Annotated in this window: 18 protein-coding genes; 9 read left to right on the top strand and 9 right to left on the bottom strand. The window is 66.4% G+C overall.

Annotated features, from left to right (window positions below; translation table 11 throughout):
• Positions 1 to 550: 550 nt before the first annotated feature.
• The 9 genes from rpmH to FXO18_RS06195 all read left to right on the top strand — a co-directional run bounded on the left by rpmH (position 551) and on the right by FXO18_RS06195 (position 6,818).
• Positions 551 to 694, top strand: a complete 144-nt coding sequence (gene rpmH, locus FXO18_RS06235; protein ID WP_149360249.1) for a 50S ribosomal protein L34 — start codon at positions 551 to 553, stop codon at positions 692 to 694.
• Positions 695 to 723: 29 nt separating this feature from the next.
• Complete coding sequence (gene rnpA, locus FXO18_RS06230) at positions 724 to 1,086, top strand: ribonuclease P protein component (RefSeq protein WP_149360248.1); 363 nt, start codon at positions 724 to 726, stop codon at positions 1,084 to 1,086.
• Positions 1,087 to 1,115: 29 nt separating this feature from the next.
• Positions 1,116 to 1,400: a membrane protein insertion efficiency factor YidD gene (gene yidD, locus FXO18_RS06225; RefSeq protein ID WP_328593368.1), complete on the top strand. Its 285-nt coding sequence runs from the start codon at positions 1,116 to 1,118 to the stop codon at positions 1,398 to 1,400.
• A gap of 4 nt (positions 1,401 to 1,404) precedes the next feature.
• Positions 1,405 to 2,487, top strand: coding sequence for a membrane protein insertase YidC (gene yidC, locus FXO18_RS06220; RefSeq protein ID WP_149360246.1), 1,083 nt, complete (start codon positions 1,405 to 1,407; stop codon positions 2,485 to 2,487).
• A gap of 50 nt (positions 2,488 to 2,537) precedes the next feature.
• Positions 2,538 to 3,044 carry a Jag family protein gene (locus FXO18_RS06215; protein WP_235900504.1) on the top strand — a complete coding sequence of 169 codons (507 nt, stop codon included), beginning with the start codon at positions 2,538 to 2,540 and terminating at the stop codon, positions 3,042 to 3,044.
• A gap of 228 nt (positions 3,045 to 3,272) precedes the next feature.
• Positions 3,273 to 3,998, top strand: coding sequence for a 16S rRNA (guanine(527)-N(7))-methyltransferase RsmG (gene rsmG / locus FXO18_RS06210; protein ID WP_407936443.1), 726 nt, complete (start codon positions 3,273 to 3,275; stop codon positions 3,996 to 3,998).
• Positions 3,999 to 4,000: 2 nt separating this feature from the next.
• Entirely contained in the window at positions 4,001 to 4,987 is a 987-nt protein-coding gene (locus tag FXO18_RS06205) for a ParA family protein (protein WP_149360244.1), read from the top strand.
• Positions 4,988 to 4,997: 10 nt separating this feature from the next.
• Entirely contained in the window at positions 4,998 to 6,011 is a 1,014-nt protein-coding gene (locus FXO18_RS06200) for a ParB/RepB/Spo0J family partition protein (RefSeq protein WP_149360759.1), read from the top strand.
• 102 nt (positions 6,012 to 6,113) lie between these two features.
• On the top strand, positions 6,114 to 6,818 hold the full coding sequence (locus FXO18_RS06195) for a GNAT family N-acetyltransferase (RefSeq protein WP_407936442.1): 705 nt from the start codon (positions 6,114 to 6,116) through the stop codon (positions 6,816 to 6,818).
• A gap of 81 nt (positions 6,819 to 6,899) precedes the next feature.
• On the opposite strand, the gene FXO18_RS06190 is transcribed toward FXO18_RS06195, so the two are convergent.
• The 9 genes from FXO18_RS06190 to FXO18_RS06150 all read right to left on the bottom strand — a co-directional run bounded on the left by FXO18_RS06190 (position 6,900) and on the right by FXO18_RS06150 (position 18,881).
• Complete coding sequence (locus FXO18_RS06190; protein ID WP_149360243.1) at positions 6,900 to 8,069, bottom strand: N-acetylmuramoyl-L-alanine amidase; 1,170 nt, start codon at positions 8,067 to 8,069, stop codon at positions 6,900 to 6,902.
• A 179-nt stretch (positions 8,070 to 8,248) separates the two neighbouring features.
• Positions 8,249 to 8,569, bottom strand: a complete 321-nt coding sequence (gene trxA / locus FXO18_RS06185) for a thioredoxin (RefSeq protein WP_149360242.1) — start codon at positions 8,567 to 8,569, stop codon at positions 8,249 to 8,251.
• A gap of 18 nt (positions 8,570 to 8,587) precedes the next feature.
• Positions 8,588 to 9,580 (bottom strand): thioredoxin-disulfide reductase, encoded by a 993-nt coding sequence (gene trxB, locus FXO18_RS06180; RefSeq protein WP_149360241.1) that lies wholly within the window; start codon positions 9,578 to 9,580, stop codon positions 8,588 to 8,590.
• 123 nt (positions 9,581 to 9,703) lie between these two features.
• Positions 9,704 to 10,333 carry a TetR/AcrR family transcriptional regulator gene (locus tag FXO18_RS06175; protein WP_149360240.1) on the bottom strand — a complete coding sequence of 210 codons (630 nt, stop codon included), beginning with the start codon at positions 10,331 to 10,333 and terminating at the stop codon, positions 9,704 to 9,706.
• A 189-nt stretch (positions 10,334 to 10,522) separates the two neighbouring features.
• Positions 10,523 to 11,194 carry a hypothetical protein gene (locus tag FXO18_RS06170; RefSeq protein WP_149360239.1) on the bottom strand — a complete coding sequence of 224 codons (672 nt, stop codon included), beginning with the start codon at positions 11,192 to 11,194 and terminating at the stop codon, positions 10,523 to 10,525.
• Between the two features lie 133 nt (positions 11,195 to 11,327).
• Positions 11,328 to 11,897: an RNA polymerase sigma factor SigM gene (sigM, locus tag FXO18_RS06165; RefSeq protein ID WP_235900557.1), complete on the bottom strand. Its 570-nt coding sequence runs from the start codon at positions 11,895 to 11,897 to the stop codon at positions 11,328 to 11,330.
• 140 nt (positions 11,898 to 12,037) lie between these two features.
• Positions 12,038 to 15,535 (bottom strand): murein biosynthesis integral membrane protein MurJ, encoded by a 3,498-nt coding sequence (murJ, locus tag FXO18_RS06160; RefSeq protein ID WP_187774218.1) that lies wholly within the window; start codon positions 15,533 to 15,535, stop codon positions 12,038 to 12,040.
• A gap of 257 nt (positions 15,536 to 15,792) precedes the next feature.
• A complete protein-coding gene (locus tag FXO18_RS06155; RefSeq protein ID WP_268884928.1) occupies positions 15,793 to 18,153 on the bottom strand; it encodes a DUF6049 family protein in 2,361 nt (786 codons plus the stop codon).
• Entirely contained in the window at positions 18,153 to 18,881 is a 729-nt protein-coding gene (locus tag FXO18_RS06150) for an NUDIX hydrolase (RefSeq protein WP_328593366.1), read from the bottom strand. The genes FXO18_RS06155 and FXO18_RS06150 overlap by 1 nt, the downstream gene beginning before the upstream one ends.
• Positions 18,882 to 19,019: the final 138 nt, after the last annotated feature.

Below are 19,019 nucleotides of genomic sequence, written 5' to 3'. Positions count from 1 at the left end.
GTGAGGTTCCGCGGATCATCCACCACGCTCAAGTCCTTCCGCTGCTCGTCCTGCAAGATGGTCCTCAGGTGATGCGCACAAGGCATGCAGACCTGGGGTACCGCGGAACACGTTGCATGATCGGAGAGCGGGAACTAGCTGATCAGAGTGGTGCGTGCACGCGATACCGGTTTATCCACACAATTATCCACAGGTGTGGAGAACTGCGTGGAAGCCACGACGGTACACCGTCGGGGGGGTTTCGCTCGCCAAGCCTGGCTGCGGAGCAGCGCAGGTGGGTCTCGTGATCAACTTGTGGGCGCGGAAGGCGCGCTCAGTGACGCTAGCAAGCTTGCCGGGCGGGTTGCAACGTTTTGAGCAAGGTCCCAGCTCAGGTGGCCTGCGTCACGTTCTGCGACCAGATCTGGCGATGGCTTGGTCGGGGCGAGCGCGACCAATCACCCCTGGTTTGACCACGCTCGCCAACCTGAGTAGTCTCGTGCAGTCACCAATGAATGCACGGCATTCGCATCCACGCAGGGGTGCGTCGATTATCTGAGGAGTGTTGACCGTGGCGAAGGGCAAGCGGACTTTCCAGCCTAACAATCGCCGTCGGGCGCGGGTTCACGGCTTCCGGCTCCGTATGCGCACCCGCGCCGGACGGAGCATCATCTCCGCTCGCCGTAGCAAGGGTCGCAGCGAGCTCTCCGCCTAGCAGCTACGCGCAGGGCGGAATGATCAAGAGTGCTGCCCCAGCGGTATCGCCTTCGCAATTCCCATGACTTCTCGGTCGTGGTGCGTCGCGGCACCAAAGTCAAGCAGCGTGACCTCGTTCTCTACGTTCATCCACGCGAGAGCGAGACAACCATGGTTCATGGTCCTCGTGTTGGATTGATCGTCAGCAAGTCCGTGGGCAACGCTGTGGGCAGGCATCGCGTGTCGCGCATGTTGCGGCACGCTTTTCTCTTTGATACCACCAATCTCGACCTTGATGCCGATGTCGTGATCCGGGCCCTGCCCAGCGCGCGGTCTGCCACTACGGTTGCGCTCGCTGATCAGGTTGGCCGGGGCCTCAGGAACGCACGAAGCCGAGTCGGCCTGCGATGATGAGCGGATCCGCTGCTGCCTTGAGGGCGATGCCGGCACGAGTAGTGCTGGCGATGGTCAACTTCTATCGCACCTGGATCTCGCCCTACCGGCTGCCCACGTGCCGCTTCACGCCCACGTGCAGCGAGTACGCGACGGAGGCCGTGCAGGAGCACGGCGCCGCAAAGGGCGTGGGTCTCGCGCTGATCAGGCTGGCGAAGTGCGGTCCATGGCACCGCGGGGGCTGGGATCCGGTGCCGGAACGTCGGCATCGGCATGACGAAGCGTGCGAGAATGCTTCGACGGCGAGTGACAATGTGAACAGGAGTTCCTAGAGCAGTGCTCAACTTCATCTACTACCCGGTCTCTGGAATCTTGTGGTTCTGGCACAAGGTCTTCGGGCTGGTGCCGTTCCTTGGACCAGATCACGGCGTGACCTGGGCACTGTCAGTGGTTTTCCTCGTTTTCACCATCCGTGCTCTGCTCTACAAGCCGTTCGTCAAGCAGGTCCGCACGACACGGAAGATGCAGGAGCTGCAGCCGCAGATCAAGGCGCTGCGCAAGAAGTACTCGAAGGACCGGCAGCGCATGGCGCTCGAGATGCAGAAGCTGCAGCGCGAGCACGGGTTCAATCCGCTGCTCGGATGCCTGCCCATCTTTGCGCAGGTCCCGGTATTCATTGGTCTATACCACGTGTTGATGTCCTTCAACCGGACCGGCGGCATCGGTCCCGGGCGCCTCAATATGGATCCGTTGGCCAACGCCACTACCCCCAACTACGTGTTCAGCGTCCAGGACGTCCAGTCCTTCCTCGATGCGCGCCTGTTCGGTGCTCCACTCTCGGCCGCCATCGCGCACTCGCAAGAGCTCTATCTCGCCTTCGACCTCCCGAATCTGCTGGACAACGGTATTCCCAGCCGCACCTCGGTCGCCTTGATCTCGGTTCCGCTGATGATCATTGCTTCCATCGCTACTCACCTGAACGCTCGCCATTCCATCTCGCGCCAGACCGCAGAGGTCGCGGACCAGCCGCAGACCGCGGTGATGAACCGTCTCGCGCTCTACATCTTCCCGTTCGGCGTGCTTGTCGGTGGTCCGTTCCTCCCGGTCGCGGTGCTGCTGTACTGGGTGAGCAACAACGCTTGGACCCTCTTCCAGCAGAAGGTCGTCTACACGCAGATCGACAAGGAGGAAGAGGCCAAGCGCCTCGAGGCTATTGAGCGACGCGATAGCTACGCTCCTCGTCCCGGGGCCAAGCCCGCTGTGGACAAGCGGTCCGGAGCAGTCCCGGATCAGCCAGGGAGCAGCGAGGAAGCAATCGGCTCCCCCACTCCCCCGCGCCCGGCCTCACCAAAGCCAGGAGCGCGGCCGACGCAACCGCGGAACTCCAAGGCGAAGAAGCGAAAGCAGCGGCGACGCTGACCGCTCCCCCGATGACTTTCTCGCTGTCCAATTGCTAGGAGAGTATTCACGTGACCGTGGCAAACCCGACTGGAGACCAGTCGACAGATGATCTTGAGGACCGGCTCGTCGAGGAAGGCGAGCACGCTGGCGACTATCTGGAGCAACTGCTCGACATCCTCGACTACGACGGGGACATCGATCTCGATGTCGAGGGTGATCGGGCGATCGTTGCCATCGATGGCGGCGACGATCTCAACAAGCTCGTCGGAAAGCATGGCGAGGTCCTTGACGCGCTCCAGGAGCTGACCCGACTTGCTGTGCAGCAGTCCACGGGATCGCGCAGCAGGCTCATGCTCGACATCGCCGGCTGGCGTGCCGGCCGGCGCAGCGAACTGGCAGCGCTCGGCAGCAAGGTTGGCCAGCGAGTGAAGAACACTGGTGTATCTGAGTCCTTGAGGCCGATGACGCCGTTCGAGCGAAAGATCGTTCACGATGCGGTCGCTGAGGTTGACGGCGTGCATAGCGAGAGCGAGGGGCAGGAGCCCAACCGTCATGTCGTGGTGCTCCCGGACTGAAGGATCGTCCATAGATCGCCCGAGTGATTCCCGCGCAGCATTGACAGCGTAGGAGTAGAACCCCGGCCAGTGTTTCGTCACATGACGGCACGGTGGCCGGGGTTTCGCGCTTGGCCTCTGCTGGTCTGGCGCAATGCCTGCGATCAGTTGCCGGGCCTCTCGCAGTGTCGCCCTCCAGTCCCCGAGCGCCTTTGTCATACTGGTGACCAGTCCTGGAGCGGCTCGCGAGTGTCGCAAGGTGGCAAGCATTCCCAATCCCTGAAGAACTGGATGTTTCACGTGAAACAAGTCCCGGATGAGTTCCGCGACGCCGTTGAATCACTTTTCTCCGCACGCCTTCCCCTGGCGCAGCAGTACCATGATTTCCTCGCGGATGCCGGCGTGGAACGAGGAGTCATCGGACCGCGCGAGGTTGAACGCCTCTGGGAGCGTCACATCCTCAACAGTGCTGCAATCGAATCCGCGATCGGCCATTCGATGACCGTGGTGGATGTGGGCAGTGGCGGTGGACTGCCAGGCATCCCGCTCGCCATCGCTCGCCCGGATCTCACGGTCACTCTCGTCGAGCCGATGCAGCGGCGGACCGAGTTCCTGCAAGAGTTCCAGCAGGAGTCGGGTCTCGCGATCGAGATAGTCCGGGGGCGAGCCGATGAGGCACATGTGCTCAAGCAGGCCGGAGGGGCGGATGTTGCTACGTCGCGAGCAGTGGCGCCACTGCTGAAGCTGCTGCGATGGTCGCTCCCCCTGGTGCGTCCGGGCGGTGAGGTCATTGCCATCAAGGGCGCGAGTGTCCATGATGAGATCGCCCGGGATTCAAAAGGATTCAGGAAGCTGGGCGTCGCCGAGGTCACCGTCGAGCAATGCGGCGCGGACATTCTCGCGACGCCGACCACGGTAGTGCGCATCCGCAAGGAGAATCGGCAAAGGCGTCGAACCGAGCAGAACAGGAACTGATCATGTCGGACGACCTGAGAACCAGTGTTTCACGTGAAACATCGCATGGCACCACGCCAGCGTCGGACGCCGATGCTGAGATGGCGGAGCTGATCGGTGGGATACTCGCGGATTCCCCCATCGCTGCCGCCGCGCAGCGCGCGACGAGCTTCCACCATCGGACATCGGCTCCCCTCCCGAAGCCGCCGCAGCCTCGCGTCTTCACCGTCGCCAACCAGAAGGGCGGAGTGGGCAAGACGACCACGACAGTCAATCTTGCCGTTGCGCTCGCCATCCACGGGTTGAACGTGCTTGTCATCGATCTCGACCCGCAAGGGAATGCCAGTACCGCGCTCGGGGCGGAGCATGGATCTGGAACGCCGTCGAGCTACGAGATGCTCCTCGGTGACATCGAGCCGAGCGAGGCGATCCAGAGATCAACGGCTAGCGAGAACCTGCATGTCATACCCGCGACCATCGACCTCGCAGGTGCCGAGATCGAGCTAGTCACGCTCGAAGGCCGCGAGCACAAGCTGAAGCACGTGCTTGCTTCGCCCGAGATCCAGCGGAGGGGGTTCGACTACATCTTCATCGATTGCCCCCCGTCCCTCGGTCTCCTCACGCTCAACGCGATGGTCGCGGCAACCGAGGTGCTCATCCCCATCCAGTGCGAGTACTACGCTCTCGAAGGCGTCGGCCAGCTGCTCAACAACATCGAGCTTGTCCGAGCGCACCTGAATCCACGGTTGAGCATCTCCACCATCCTGCTGACGATGTACGACGCCCGCACCAAGCTCGCCGAGCAGGTGGCGAGCGAAGTCCGCGGGCACTTCGGCGATGTCGTGCTGCGAACAGTCATCCCGCGCAGCGTCAAGGTATCCGAGGCCCCGGGGTACGGCATGAGCGTCATCGAATACGATGCGGGATCGCGCGGCGCCATGAGCTACCTTGATGCGGGGCGCGAGATCGCGAACCGAGTACACGACACGGTGAGGAGTTCGCGTGGATAAGGCATCGCAAGTGAACCAGAACAAGCGTGGCGGGCTCGGGCGCGGGCTCGCGGCACTCATTCCCACCGGGCCCACCAACGCTCCCCAGCTCGGGTCGGCTGCCGCGGATGTTGTGATCGGCCGTGACCCCTCGGTCGATCACCAACCAGTGCGCAGCGGCGAGCAGCCAGCAGCAGTGCCGGCCCGGAGCGATGCGCGCCAGCCCGTGACGGACGATGCTGCTGCCGTCTACCGCGAGATCGATCCGAGCCTCATCGATCCCAACCCGCGCCAGCCGCGCCAGGTATTCGACGATGAATCCCTCGACGAGCTCGTTCACTCCATCCGCGAGTTCGGCATGATGCAGCCAATCGTGGTCCGCGAGGTCGACGACAGGTTCCAGCTCGTCATGGGTGAGCGCCGCTGGCGCGCCGCGCTGGGGCTCGGCATGCCAGCGATCCCCGCGATCGTCCGCCAGACGGCCGACGAGGCAATGCTGCGCGATGCGCTGCTTGAGAACATCCACCGCGTCCAGCTCAATCCCCTCGAGGAGGCTGCCGCCTACCAGCAGCTGCTCGAGGAGTTCGGTGTGACCCATGATGAGCTTGCTGCCCGGATCGGCCGATCACGGCCGATGGTGACCAACATGATCAGATTGCTCAAGCTTCCCATCGCGGTCCAGCGCCGCGTGGCTGCTGGCGTCCTCTCCGCTGGGCACGCGCGGGCACTCCTCGCGATCACTGTGGGCGCGAGCGCGCAGGAGCAGCTCGCCGCGCGCATCGTCGCCGAAGGGCTGTCCGTCCGGGCCACCGAGGAAGCCGTGACGATGCTCAACAAGGACGGGGCCGCCGCGCCGGACACCAAGGCCCGGCGAGCCACCACTCCCCCACCGCCGGAGATCACTGATCTTGCCAACAAGCTGAGCGACAACTTCGATACGAGGGTCACCGTCAGCCTCGGCAAGCGAAAGGGCAAGCTCGTTGTCGAGTTCGGATCGGTCGAGGATCTCGAGCGCATCGTGGGATTGATGCAGGCATCCTCCTGAGCCATCGGGCAACCGGTATCCTGTTCCTGACGAACGTGGAAGCACTCCCTATTCACCGCTTGCGGTCAAGCGCAAGTCCCGGCATGGAGGACGGCCAGCAACGTGATGACACGGGTCCATCCCCTCACCCTGGGATCTCTGGCAGACCTGCCCGATCACGCCCGCAGGTGCCTGTTCTGGGAGATGGAGCCAGGCGATACCACCACGGCCCACGCCCAGTGCGACCCTGAGTTCGAGAAGGAAGCGTGGATCTCATCGGTCACGCTCAGCTGGGGATCCTGCGGGCAGTTGCTCTACGACACGACGAGCGGCTCATCCGAGGAGAAGGTGTCAGGGTGCGCGCTCTATGCGCCACCGAGCAGCGTGCCCCGGGCGGCATCATTCCCCACCTCCCCGGTCAGCGCGGATGCAGTCCTGCTCACCACGCTGCAGGTCAACGAGTTCGCGCTCTCGCAGGGCTACCATGACACCCTGCTGCAGGCAGTCATCAGTGATCTCGTTCGCCGTGGCGTGCGTGCTATCGAGGCGTTCGGGCACGAGCACGACGCTGCCACCAGTTGGCGGGACCAACACATGGTGCACCAGCGCCCGGGTGATTGCACGCCGAGCACGTGCATGATCCCGGCCTCGCTCCTGCGGGATTCGCGATTCATCGAGGTCGCCCCCCATCCGGAGTATCCGCGTTTCCGCTATGAGCTCGACTCCGACCATGGATGGAAAGCAGATGTCGAGGCAGCGTTGATGCGCCTCATCGAGACATCGACCATTACGCTCCCCTCCCCCTCCCCGGTTGGTGCAGGAGGCTAGGAGCAAAGCTGCATAGAAAGAAGGGCGGCTTGTTCCCGAGGGAACAAGCCGCCCTTCTCGTGGCAGGAGCCAGGGATCGTGCTACTCGCTGCGCCCCTCCACGGCAAGCTCATGCGCGAGGAGCTCGGCAAAGGTAAACGTTCCGGTGGGCTGATCATCCTTGCCCAGCAGATACAGCCGCTTCACCGCCACCACCACGGCCTCGGCGATGACATCGCGCATCCGGGGGTCGGCCAGCATGGCGAGGTCATCGGGGCTCGTGACATATCCGACATCGATCTGCACGGCCGGCATGCGGGTCAGCCTGAGGATGTCCCAGCTGCGACCATGCGATCGGCAATCCAGCATTCCTGTCCGTGCCACGATCTCGCGCTGCAGGAAGCCCGCGAGCACTGCGCCGATCGTCGACTCGGAGCCATTGGGCACACCGTAGTGGAAGGTCGCGACACCCTTTGCTGTTGCGGAGTCGCTGCGCGCGCACTGGAGCGAGATGATCAGGTCAGCGTTGAGGCTGTTCGCCATCTCCGCCCGCTCCATCACCGACGGGCACTTGCCGCGCGGTCGGCTGAGGAAGGTCTCCATGCCGGTCGCGCCCATGCGGCCCTCGATCCGGTTGGCCAGATCCCACAGGATCTCCGCCTCGGTCAATGGACCACGAGGTCCCTCGACCGTGATGCCGGTCGACTCTCCGCCGAGGCCCGGGTCGATGATGATGCGCTTGTTGCGGAGCTTCGGCCCGGACTGCCGCACGACCTCCTCCGCGAGGATCGCGTGCGGCGATCCCCCGGTCACCCGAGCGCCGAGCATCTCGAGGGAGCGCAGCGTCTCGGGACCACAGATGCCATCGACGATGAGCCCGAACTCTCGCTGGTACGAGCTCAGGGCACTGTGCGTCCCGGGACCGAAGTACCCGTCGATCATGTCCGTGTAGAAGCCGAGATCCTGCAGGCGGGTCTGCAGCGCGGCGACGTCATCGCCGAACTGGGGCGCGGAGACATGGTAGGCCAGGATGCGGGCGCCGAGGCGGTAGCCGGCCTCCTGGAGGGCTCTCGAGGTCGCTTTCCCGACGATGCCATCGACAAGAAGGCCGCGTTGCTGCTGGAACGCGCGGACAGCGGTATCGAGGACGGAATCGAAGATGGACCGCGCCTCTTCCAGATCGCCGTCATCGTGCAGGAAGCCGAGGTTGACGAGGCGCAATCGAGCCTCGGCCACAGCCGGACCTGAATCTCCAAGCCGAAGATTGTGCATACCGCGGGCCTCTTTCTCGGGAGCGCGCTGGGCCGGTGCGCGAAGCCCGGCACCACGGCCAGTGGCAATGCACGGGAGTCCTCGCGGCGGCAACCCAGCACACGGTCAGCAGCGATTCGTGGAGGCGCAGCGGCGCCCCCACGAATCATCCTACTTGGTCCGGGCTCCCGGCAGAGAAACTACAGGTGGTTTTCGATCTCCTTGAGCAGGGCAGCCTTTGACTTCGCGCCCACGATCGTGGAAACCGCCTCCCCATTCTTGAAGAGGATCATGGTGGGGATCGAGAGGATCTGGAGGTCGCGCGCGATCGCCTGGTTCGCGTCGATATCGACCTTGGCGACGGTGAGCTGCTCCTCCTTCTCGCGGGAGATCTCCTCGAGCACGGGGGCGACCATTCGGCAGGGGCCGCACCAGGTCGCCCAGAAGTCCACGAGCACGGGCTTGTCGCTCTTGAGGACGTCATCAGCGAACGATGAGTCGGTGACGGTGATGGTGGACATGAATGACCTTTCCTGTTCCTACGATGCAGCGACAGCGGTGGCGGTGGTGGATGGAGCATGCTCGGCAAGCCAGCGCTCCGCATCGATCGCGGCGGCGCACCCGGTGCCCGCGGCGGTGATCGCTTGCCGATAGGTGTGGTCCACGAGATCTCCAGCGGCGAACACGCCGGGGAGGGAGGTCGCGGTCGAGGGCGACGAGACAGCGACATAGCCGGCGTCATCGAGAGTGACCTGGCCACGGACGAGCTCGCTGCGCGGGTCATGCCCGATCGCGACGAAGACACCGGTGACCGGGAGGTCGCGCTGCTCGCCTGTCACGGTATCGGTGATGCGGAGCCCGCTCACGCTGTTCTCGCCGAGCATCTCGTCGACGCGTGCATTGGTGACGAAGGTAATCTTCTCGTTGTCGCGGGCGCGCTCGAGCATGATCCGGGAGGCACGGAACTCCTCGCGGCGGTGCACGACGGTCACGCTCCGCGCGAAGCGGGTGAGGAAGGTGGCCTCCTCCATCGCGGAATCGCCGCCGCCGATGACAGCGATGTCCTGATCGCGGAAGAAGAACCCGTCGCAGGTCGCGCAGGAGCTGACACCACGGCCGAGGAGCCGTTCCTCGCCGGGGACGCCGAGATAGCGAGCGGCCGCGCCCATGGCAAGGATGACAGCGCGGGCCTTGTAGTCCACTCCCCCGGCGGTGACGGTCTTGATCTCGCCGTCGAGGTTGATCGCGGAGACGTCCTCGGAGCGGATATCGGTGCCGAATCGCTTGGCCTGCTCGCGCATCTCGTCCATCAGGCTGGGCCCCATGATGCCGTCCTGGAACCCGGGGAAGTTCTCGACCTCAGTGGTCGTCATCAGGGCGCCACCGAACTGCGATCCCTCGAACTGCAGGGGCGCTAGCTGTGCCCGCGCGGTGTAGACGGCGGCGGTGTATCCGGCCGGTCCGGATCCGACGATGATGACGTCGCGCACGTCGCTATCGGTGGTCTGTGCGCTGGCTTCGGCTGTAGTCATGCGGGCCTTCCCTGATCGCGTTCACCGCGGCGTGCCCGTGGTGAACCCCTTCTGCTCTGTGACAACACAAGGTTAATCGGGGTTGTTCCCGGATGCAGGCATGACCGGGAGCGATTGCCCGTGTCAGCGCGGCGCGAGCTCGGCAGCAATGCCAGCAAGGGCTATCCGCAGCTTGCGGTCGAACCAATCGCGCGGGCTCTGCTCGATCGCCTGCTGCCCCGCCTCGATGGTGTTCTGCATGGATTCCTCGTTCCCGGGCTCCACCCGTGGCCACGAACTGGAGAGCTCGGCGCGCGAGGGCATCGAGGCCGACGGGACGCGCCCATCCATCTGCTCGGCCCGGCGGCAGTGATCGATGACCAGCCCTGTCACGAGGTCCAGGGCGAGAACAGCATCGGTCGGGCTGAAGGCCATGCGGGTGAGGCATGCCATCAGGGTGGCTCCGCGCTGGAGGATCATCGGCGAGTAGGTGCCGCCCGCGAGCTCGGTGGCAATGCCTGGATACGTGTCGCACATGTCGAAGATGGCGTGCGCGGTGTCGCGGAGGAAGGCTTGCCAGTCGTCGTTCGGTTGCGGGAACTCGGTGAGGGTCACTGCTCGGTCGATGGCATTGCGCACGAGATCGTCGCGACCGCTGACATACCGGTAGAGCGTGGCATGGTTCACGCCGAGGCGCTGCGCCACGGAGGTCATGGTGATCGTGGCGACGCCGAGCTCGAGGGCAGCAGCGGTGATCTGCTCGCTGGTCACCATTGCGGGGCGTCCCCGGCGGCGCCGAGCAGCGGCGGGACGCTGCGCTAGCGGTTGCTCGGGCGGATCCGATGCGATCGGACTGGAAACTCCCTCAGCGTGATGTGCCACACCTCACAAAGTACCGGACAAGTCCGAAAAATCCGAAGCTGTGACCCCTGATCGGGGGACATTTCGTGCCTGCCCTCGCATTTACTCCCCAGGCACCCCGATCCCCTGCCGACCAAGGATGCCTTGGCCGTCGGGAGCACAGCCATTTCCGACGGTCAGGACGAGGATCCCCGCTCCTGATGGCGCGGGAACCAGGATCCGGAACCGGGCGGGAGAACCATCCCCGGACGAGACGGGCTCCACACCGATCGCCTCGACGCTGCCGGGCAGCCCCGCTGCATCGAGGCACTCCCGAAGCTGCTCCCCCGCGAGCACGCCTGCCCCCGGTTGCCCAGGTCGTGGCTCGCGCTCCTCGAACCCCCACGGCCCCGTGGTCGCGGCGCCGGGTGGAGACACTGCGTCACCGGAGGTGCTGATGAGATCCACGATGCGGGGCGAGAGCACCAGTAGTCCCGTGGCAGCAGCAGCGCATGCGACCGCGGCGCCCAGGTAGCGGTACGAACCGCGGCCCAGCGATCGCCGGTGGCGGCTCGGTGCCGCCTCGCGCTCCCGCACCGCTTCGGCCAGCATCTCGTCGATTCGCGAGGACAGCTGGGCCGGCAGATCATCGCCCCTCCCCCGGTTCCTGGCATGGTCCGGCGACAGGCGACCGAGCATGCGCTGCACCTCGTCGAGCTCGGCGAGGAACGCGTCGGCCTCGGGATCAAGGTGCAGCCGGCCCCGGACATGCGCGGCTGCAGGCCCCGGGAGCATGCCCGCGTGAAGCTCGCTGATGAGCTGCCGATCGTACGGTGGCTCGGGAAGGGCCGGTTCCCGTTGCATCCGGGGCGGAGCAGGATCTCCTCCCGGAGACGGAGCCGGGCGTGCCTGGTTCTTGTTCACCACACTAGGTATTGACGCGCGGGAACGCTGATCGGTTCCGTTCCGGATGAAACTCCGAAAGAATTTCTGCAAGCTTCAACCTTCCACGGGCGCAGCGGCTCTTCACCGTGCCAATCGGGATCCCGAGCACTTCCGCCGCCTCCGCGACCGGGTACCCCTCCACATCAACGGTCACCACTGCCGCGCGCTGCTCTGCTGGAAGCAGCATCAACGCGTGGTCGATGGCTTCGGCAATATCATCACCGGACGGCCTGTCCCCTATCAACCCCACATGCTCCATGATCGAAGGATCCAGCGGGATCGCGGGGCGCACCCGGTTCCGGCGCATGCGGTCGAGGCAGGAATTGACCACGATCCGGTGCAGCCAGCTACGCACAGCAGCATCCGCGCGGTACCCCTCGGCCATGCGGAATGCCGAGAGCATGGCCTCCTGCAACGCGTCGGCCGCGTCCTCGTCGCAATGACTGGTTCTCTTCGCCACTCGCCACAAGTACCGCTGATGACGATGGATGAGTTCAGCGAAAGCCTGAGTGTCCCCCGACACGTGCGCGGCGATCAATTCCCTATCCGACATCCCGGTTGTGGCGACCCCCCTGATGTGTCGCACAGCACCAGAATATCGCGAACCGGTGCCGTGCACGAGTCGAGAAGGCCGCTCCCCCGCAACGGGCTCGGGCCCTCCCGCGAGGAAGGGCCCGAGCTGTATCGCGTGAACTATTGCTGCGCAGTAACTTCGATCTCGCTGATGTCTGCCTGCATCCGGCCCTCGGCATCGCTGAGCCGATCGATCCACACCAGCAGGTACTGCCCGCGAGCGCCCGGATCGAGCGTGATCGATACCGATTCATCCTCGAGCTCGGTGGAGCCAACGACCACGGTGTCCTCGAGGTCAGGCTCGGGCTCGTCGGCGACCCGGATCTCGATCCGCGACCCGGGACGGGTCGTCTCCAGATCCACCTGGGAGAACCCATACTCGTCGTTGAAGGCGAGGACCAGTCCGACACCGTTCTTGAAGGCCGGGAACTGCTGGAAGTACTGGGACGTCGACCACGAGGTCGAAGGATCCCCGTCGATGGCGAGATCAGCGGTGCCAGGGTTGTCCGGCTCCTGCTGCGGCGAGTACACCGACACATCGTTCGGAGTGACAGCGAACGAAACCGAGCGCCGACCGTCCGTCTGATCGAGCCCCGGCACGCGCGGCTCGGCAGTGAATCCGAGTGGCTGGCGCTGGACCGGCGTGCTCGTCCCATCCATCAGTGCCTTGGTCAGCTGCGTCGCAGCGATCGACAGGATCACCACGGTCACGATCGCTAGCAGCGACAGCACGAGCACGACGCGGCGGGAACGCTTGCGCCGCTCCTCCGGGGTCATCAGGATCGACTGGGGCTTGATCCGGACCGCGCGGGGACGCACGTTGGCCTGCGTGGCGCGGATTACCGGGATCATGTCGGTCGATTGATCGGCCATGGTCGCCTGGTCGAGGATCTGGTGCACCGTCGCGGCGGTGCGGATCCCGCTGCTCGGGTGCAGCGCCCGCAGCGCGACCGCGGAGATCTCGTAGGGAACCCCCTGGCGCAGGCTGCGTGGATCCGTCGGGCGTCCCTCGCCATCGAGCTCGGGCGCGGGAAGCCCGCCGATGCTCGAGCCAGGCTGCGCGAACGCGGCTCCGGACGCACGGCCTCGATCGAGCAGCGCATCCCCGGGCTCGGCGAGCGGCCAGAAGCCTGTGACGAGCGCGTACAGGGCAGCACCGAGGCCATGGACATCACGGGCTTGATCGGCGTCGGCCGCCGTGCCGGGGAACGCGAGCACCGCGTCGCCAGCGGTGTTGATACGAATGCGGTCGGGATGATCGATGGATAGCGCCGTGCCTGCCCGGTGCGCTGACTCCGCGGCTGCCGCGAGGGCACGCACCGCGCGAGCGGCACCCACCGCGGCTGGCTTGCTGGCGGCGATCTCCCGCAGCGGCTGCCCCGGCGTCCACTCGGAGATGACGATGCCGCCGGCACGCCCCTTGACCACATCGAGAACCCGGGCGACGCCGGGCGAATCGATGCGCGCGAGGCGCAGCGTGCGCGACAGCAGGGCGTCGTGGCTCTCCGGCTCGCTGGAATCCGCATCCTCGTCCGCGGGTGCCATCACGAAGGTCAGCGCGACATCCCGCTCGAGCTTGAGGTCTTGCGCCTGCCAGAAGAACAGTCCGCGCGCGCGGCCATGCTCCTCGAGGAGCCGGTAGCGGCCCCCGGCGACGATCGTGCCGGGGGTGAGGCGTGGCCGCCTGCCGTGGGAGGGGCCGGAGCCTGCATCGTCGTGACTGCCGGTGCCATGATCGGTCAAGGTTTCCGAGGCGTCGTTCATTCTCTTTCCTTCAGTCACACCAGGTGACACGTCGCCGGTTGCGTCGCGGTGCCCATGCGATACAGAGTGCTCAGGGCCAGAGTACGACAGGTTGGCGGCAATACCGGCGCGCTGCTGCGGAGCGTCCGGCGATTCGTCGATGGTTGCGCTGCCCGGGGCGGCCACAGCGGCTCCCCGTCCCCTCCGGAGCTTGCCCGATACCCTGCCGAGCGCTCCGAACACCACGGCGACCTCGGGCACTCCGAGCTTGTAGAGGATCGCGTAGCTGACACCCAGGATCAGCACCGTCGCTGCGATCAGATCGATCCAGGAGTTGAAGCGCCCCAGGAACTCGAGGGGCACGAGGAACCTGCGGATGAGCAGGTACCCGAAGTAGGCCGCGGCACCGGCAGCCGAGGCGGCGAACACCATGAACATCGAGCTGAAGGTGTAGCGCAGGCGGAGCGGGCCGAGCCGTCGGCGTAGCAGCGCCGCGCCCACGATGGCACCGGCGACGAAACCGGCCCCGTTCGCGAAATGCAGGAAGGCCACGACCTGGCTGGGATCGTTCGCCAGTCGCGGAGCGAGCAGCGAAAGCCCGACCTTGACCGTGGTGATGCCGATGACGATCCAGGTGGGCGTCCAGCCATCGCTGCTGGCGTAGAAGACGCGCAGGTGCAGCAGCACGAGGGCGTACGGCACGAGGGAGAACGCTGCGAGGGACAACGTGTCGGCCAGCATCGCGGCATCGTCGGTGCCGAAGTTCCCGTACTGGAACAGCACCACCGAGATGGGCGTGCTCGCCACTGTCATCACGGTGATCACCGGGATCATCGCGACCATCGTCATGCGGGTCGCCATCGTCAGGTCGGAGATGACCGCCTGACCGTCCTGCTGGGCCGCGTTGCGGCTCATGCGCGGCATGATCGCGGTGAGCACGGCTACCCCGAGCACCCCGTAGGGCACCTGGAGCAGCAGCCACACGATGTTGTAGATCAGTGCCGCGCCCTCGCTCGACCCGGACGCGACGTTGTAGGTGACCACGAAGCCGATCTGGCTGATCGCCACGTACACGACGATGGCCGCGGCCATGCTGCCGAACTTCTTGAACCGCGGATCGAGCCCCCACAGCGGGCGAATGGGCACCTTCGCCCTGCGGATGCTCGGAAGCAGGACCATCGCCTGGGCGACCACGCCGAGGGTGGTGCCGATGCCGAGGAACAGCACGGCGGCGGTGGACATGTTGCTCGGGTCCCGCCAGATCAGGTAGAAGCCGCCCAGCGTCGCGATGGCGATGATGTTGTTGGCCACCGGTGCCCACGCCCCGGGCGCGAAGATCCCGCGCGTGTTGAGGATCGCGGCGAACACCGCCGTGAGGCCGTAGAACAGGATCTGCGGCAGCAATAGGTAGGCGAGCGCCTCGGTCAGGCCGCGGTCCACCACGTCGGTGCCGCGACTGACCATCAGCGAGACGAGGAACGGCGCTGTGGCCATGGCGATGACCGTGGCCCCGAACAGGATGGTCGTCGCGAGGGTGAGCAACTGCCGGGTGAACCGCTCTCCCCCATCGCTGTCCTCGTGCTCCGCCCGCACGAGCATCGGCACGACCACAGCGGCGAGCACCGCGCCGAGCACGAGTTGCTCGACAAGGTTCGGCAACACGTTGGCAATGGTGAAAGCGTCACCGACGAAAGTGCCGAGCACCGCCGCGATGAGCACCGTGCGCAGGAAGCCAGTGGCGCGGCTGATCATCGTTGGCACGGCCATCGATCCGGTATTGCGCATCATGGCGGTGTCGGCCTGATCATGCCGGGACTGTGCCTTGCCGGACGCCGATGGCTGACCGCCCGCTGTGCTGGTCACCTTCTCGGTCACGGGGCTGGCCTGCTGTTTCACGGTCTGGTCAGGTGTAGCGGGCAGCACTCGGGAACGGCCGGTCATGTCCACGGGCAGGGGCGGGAGGCTGCGCCCGGCCGGGGTCGACCGCCTGCCCGAGCCGGAAGATCCAGGGCCCCTCGAGCCAGTGCCGCGGGTGCGATGAAGCGAGGGGGGAAAGCGCTCCCACGGTGCCCGGGGCGTGCTGGGCTGGTCCTGCGGGGTCTCGGATCCGTCAGGTGGGTGCGTTCCATCCGTCATGGGTGCTCGTGGCCTTCGTCAGCTGGATCGGGTTGTCCGCGGAACCGGTGCCATAGCCGGCGGCCCGCGAGGATGAGGAGCAGGGCACCTGCGGTACCGGTGAGGATCGTCATTATCCGCCCGTAGGCCGTGGAGCGGACCGAAATGCGGATCGCCTCGCCGAGCAGATGACCTTCGGGCGTACTGAGCTGGACATCGACGGCGAACTGGCGATTGTTGGTCACTCTGGTGGGAATGGACAGTTGCCGCGAGCCGCGCGGTGGCAGTTGCTGGATGCCAAGCTCCTCGAAGGCCACGCCGGGAGGGGCCGTCGCCACGATGCGGACACGGACCGCGACCGGCAGGTCATTGCGCGCAACGAGCAGCAACGGGCTCTGCGCCGAGGCGAGCGTCTGGACGCCGCCAGGGTTGAGGATCGTGATCTGCTCGTGCATCCTCGCGATGGCCTGGCTGACAGACTCGGCCCGGCGTGCCGCCATGCGGGTCGCCGTGCCGGGGTCATCCCGGCCCGCGGTGGTCAGTGCGCGCACGAGCTCGTCGCGCAACGGCGCGAGGAAGGCATCCGGGGTCAGCGGATTGTTGGTGTCCGGCACGAGCACGCTGGCGATCTCCTCCAGGGAGCGGGAGGCACGCAGCACGTCCTCGAGCACGCTATCCGGAACCCGGACCTCCTCATGGCGCTGCGGGTACTGCACCGTCCCGGGCGGATGGATCGCCCCGGGACGGCGTGCTTCATCGGCGATCGCGCCGAACGGGGCCGGCACCGCACTGTTGGTGAGCATCAGCGTCGCGATGGAGGCCATCAGCGCATCGCCCTCGGCGGGGCTGATGCTCCACTCGCGGGGCGGTAGCAGCAGGGTGGCGGAGGGGGCGGCCGTGGTGCCGTCACCGCGGTCGACGAGGCTCGGCCAGGCTATCGCCCCGATCGAGTCCTGGAGCCGGGCGAGCCGGTCCTTGTTCACGGCTCCGATATCCGTCGGTTCCGCGAAGACTGGCACCGAGGGCCGTGCCCCCGTCGCCGCGAGGACCTGGGCCTGCCCTCCGTCGAGCAGGATGGCCGGCAGCGAGGCATCGCCCTCGGTGGCAAGTGCCGCGAACCGCTCCCCTCGCGCTGGCCGGGCATCCACGAGCGCGGCATCATCGCTGATGACCACCGTATTGGTAGGGGTGCCCGCGAGCATGTCCGCGGCCTGCGTGCTGATGACCGCTTCATCGGGAATCGTGATGCCTTGGACGGGCTGCGCCCCGAGAACCGAGGCGAGGACCTCGCTGCCCCGCGCGAGCGCGCGCTCCGAGAGCCCTTGGTGCTGCAACCGCGCGAGAGCCTCGAGATCGGCCTGCGCCGCGGGCGCGGCAACGATGCACACCTCCTGGGCAACGGCGCGCAGCCGATCGAGCCATCGTCCCGCGATCCCCGCCCCGTTTCCGGGCGCCGTCCCGCCACCGGCAACGGCCACCTGGTAGCCCGAGCGCATCGCGTCGATGGTGGAGATGAGATCCGGATCGAGCAACAGGCAGAGGGACGACGAGACAAGGGCACTGCCGGGCGCGCCGGGAGCGATCGCGCGCTCCACCACGGCGAGCAAGACATCCAGGCGACCGCCGGGCGCTAGAGACTCAGCGAGGGTGTTGCCAGCGAGAGTGGGACCGTCCTCCCCGGCGGTGCTGCCGGCCGCGATGCTCGGTTCCTCGATGAGAGGCCACAGCATGGTCAGCGGTACCGGATCACGCTCCGCGGAGGGCGCCTCCGAGTCGCCGCGCTCATCGTCCTCGTTCTCGCGGGGAGCATCCGCTGCGTCCTGCGCGGGCGGCAGCTCAAGGACCGGCAGCAGGAACCGTGCCGAGTGATCCCGGATGCCGATGCCCTCATGCTGGGCAGTGACGTTGACGAGGATCGGGAAGACCCCGGGCTCGCGCACATAGAGGGAATCGCCCTCCGCGGGCAGCAGCGGGAACGAAGCGGTGAATGACTGGCTCTCCCCCGGCCCGAGCATGTCCGCTACCGGGACGCTCGGCGTGAAGATCGGGTACTGCGGCTCGGTGAGCGCCCCGGTGGAGAGCAGTTCCGATTGGCTGGACACCCGTGCCGCGCGCTGGAGCCGGACCGCGAGGGCGGCTGCTTCCGAGCCCGAGGTATTGGTGATGGTGCCGGTCACCGTGAGATCAGGGCCCGTCGTTCGGGTGACGGTGGCCGGGGTGATCGAGTCGAGCTGGACCGCGAGCGGCCCGGTCATGCCCGGTCCCTGATCGGGTGTTGGCTGCGCGCTCATGATCGCAGGTGGAGCGATAACCATGACCAGGAGGCTCGCGAGCAGGGCAAGCAGAAGCCGGACAGGTGCGCTAGCGCGCCAGGACATCATGACGTCGTGGAATCCCTCGTGCTGCCAGGGGCGCTGCCAGGCTGTGGCGCGGCGGGCTTGTCCTCGGTGACCGCCTCGATACCGGCATCGACGAGGTCCTTCATGCTGGCGATCAGCTCGCTGGCCATCCGAGCGAGCTTGCGCTCATCGGCGTACGCGAGCCGGGAATCCAGCTCGGACAAGGGAACCCACGCCACCTCGGTCACTTCCATGTCAGCGTCGGATAGCTCGCCGCCAAGGAATCGAAGCAGGTAGTGATGCACCGTCTTATGCACCCTGCGCCCCTCAGTGACGAACCAATAGTCGATGCTGCCGAGCGATGCGAGGACACGGCCCTGGATGCCGGTCTCCTCGGCAACCTCGCGCATGGCGGTCTCCTCGGCGGTCTCCCCCAGCTCGATGTGTCCCTTCGGCAGCGACCACAGCAACCTGCCCCGCCGATCGAGCCGTCCGATGAGAGCAGCCCGGAGCATCTCGCGGCCACCCTCCCATCCGGTGATGACGAGCCCCCCGGCCGATGTCTCGCGCACGGTCCGCAAACGGCGCTTGCGGGCTGGCTTCTCGTTCCCCTGGGGCGCGCCCTTGGCCGGGTACCGGTTTCGTCGCCCGCCTCTCGAGGAGCCCCGCGCCGACCGGCCCTGCTCCTTGCTGCTCCCGGGGCCCTGGCCGGACCTGGGAGCCTCGAGGCTCTCCTGGCGATCCTGCGACGGCAGAGGCTTGGCCACGTGATGGGGCAGCCGGGCGGCATCCCGCGGGGTCCGCTGGACTGGTGCTGGCGGGCCATCAGCCGCCTGGGGCCGGGCCGCACCCCCCTGGCGTGGCTGACCACCTTGCGGGCGCGGGCGCCGGCGCCGCTGTGGTAC

It is taken from the genome of Lolliginicoccus suaedae (genome assembly GCF_008312885.1).
GTDB classification, from domain to species: domain Bacteria; phylum Actinomycetota; class Actinomycetes; order Mycobacteriales; family Mycobacteriaceae; genus Lolliginicoccus; species Lolliginicoccus suaedae.
The sequence above is the reverse complement of the archived record's forward strand: the minus strand, read 5'-3'. Positions and strand labels throughout refer to the sequence as shown.